Consider the following 1,498-nt stretch of genomic DNA (forward strand, 5'->3'; position numbering starts at 1 on the left):
CGAGGCGTCGACGGTGGCGAAGATGGGCTGGAGCAGCGTGGCGAAGGCCTGCGCCTCGAAGTCGCGGGCGGCACGGCGCATCGCGGCCTCGTTGCCCGCGGCGGCGGGCGCGCGCAGGGGGCGGGGCTGCGCGGGGGGCAGGGCGGGCGCGTCCATCAGTCGGGTTCCGCTTCGACCCGGCCGTGCGGGGCGACGCCGAGGCAGGCGGGCTGCAGGCCGTCCATCAGCGGACCTCCAGCTCGGCCTGCAGCGCGCCGGCGGCCTTGATCGCCTGCAGGATGGTGATGAGGTCGCGCGGGCCGACGCCCAGGCTGTTCAGCCCGCGCACCAGGTCCTGCAGCGTGACTGATTGCGGCAGCACGCCGAGCCGCCGGTTGGCCTGGTCGTCCACCTCGATGCTGGTGCGCGGCACCACCACCGTCTCGCCGCCCGCGAGCGGGTTGGGCTGGCTGACCTGCGGCGTCTCGGTCACGCGGATGGTGAGGTTGCCCTGCGCGATCGCGACGGTGGAGACGCGCACATTGGCCCCCATGACGATGGTGCCGGAGGCCTCGTCGATCACCACGCGGGCGACGTTGTCCGGGGTGACGCGCAGCTGCTCGATGGCGGAAAGGAAGGCGACCGGGCTGCGCCCGCCCAGGCTGACGGTCACGGTGCGCGAATCGGTGGCGGCGGCGAGCTCGCCGCGCTGGCTCCGGTTGATCGCCTCGGCAATGCGCCGCGCGGTGGTGAGGTCGGGGTTGCGCAGGGCGAGGCGCACGCGGTCGCGCTGCGCCAGCGCGAAAGGCACCTCGCGCTCGACGATCGCGCCATTGGCGATGCGCCCGGAGGTCGGCACGCCGCGCGTGACGGTCGTCCCCGCGCCGCGCGCGCTGATCGCGCCCGTCGCGACCGCGCCCTGCGCCACCGCATAGACCTCCCCGTCCGCGCCGAGCAGCGGGGTGACCAGCAGCGTGCCGCCCGTGAGGTTGGTGGAATCGCCGAGTGCGGAGACCGAGATGTCGATGCGCGAACCGGGCCGCGCGAAGGGCGGCAGGTTGGCGGTGACCATGACGGCCGCGACGTTGCGCGTATCCAGCTGGCGTTCATTGTCGCGCGTGTTGACGCCCAGGCGCTCCAGCATGCCGACCAGGGATTGCCGGGTGAACACCGCCGAGCGCAGCCGGTCCCCGGTGCCGTTCAGCCCCACCACCAGGCCGTAGCCGACCAGCTGGTTGTCGCGCACGCCCTCGACATCCGCGATGTCCTTGATGCGGACCTCCTGGCCCGTGGCGGGCAGCACGAGGCCGAGGGCCAGCAGCAGGGCGGCCAGCAGGGTCTTCGTGCTCGCGTAAGCATTGGTGGCCAAGATGCGTCTCCCGCGCGCCGCCGGCGCGGCACGGTTGCCGGTGCGCCGCCCCGGCCGGCGGGGCCGGGTGGCGCGGGGCAGAGAGCGCAAGCCCCATGCCAGCGCGAAGCCCCGGCGCGGCGGCAGGTGGGGCGGCAGGGCTTGCCGGGT

Annotated in this window: 1 protein-coding gene; it reads right to left on the bottom strand. The window is 74.6% G+C overall.

Going from position 1 to position 1,498, the window contains the following annotated elements; translation table 11 throughout:
• Window positions 1–223: 223 nt before the first annotated feature.
• Window positions 224–1,348: a flagellar basal body P-ring protein FlgI gene (locus tag HW578_RS26445; protein WP_408906272.1), complete on the bottom strand. Its 1,125-nt coding sequence runs from the start codon at window positions 1,346–1,348 to the stop codon at window positions 224–226.
• Window positions 1,349–1,498 lie beyond the last annotated feature (150 nt).

The sequence above is a fragment of the Roseomonas rosulenta genome, assembly GCF_016106005.1.
In the GTDB taxonomy this organism is placed as follows: Bacteria; Pseudomonadota; Alphaproteobacteria; order Acetobacterales; family Acetobacteraceae; genus Neoroseomonas; species Neoroseomonas rosulenta.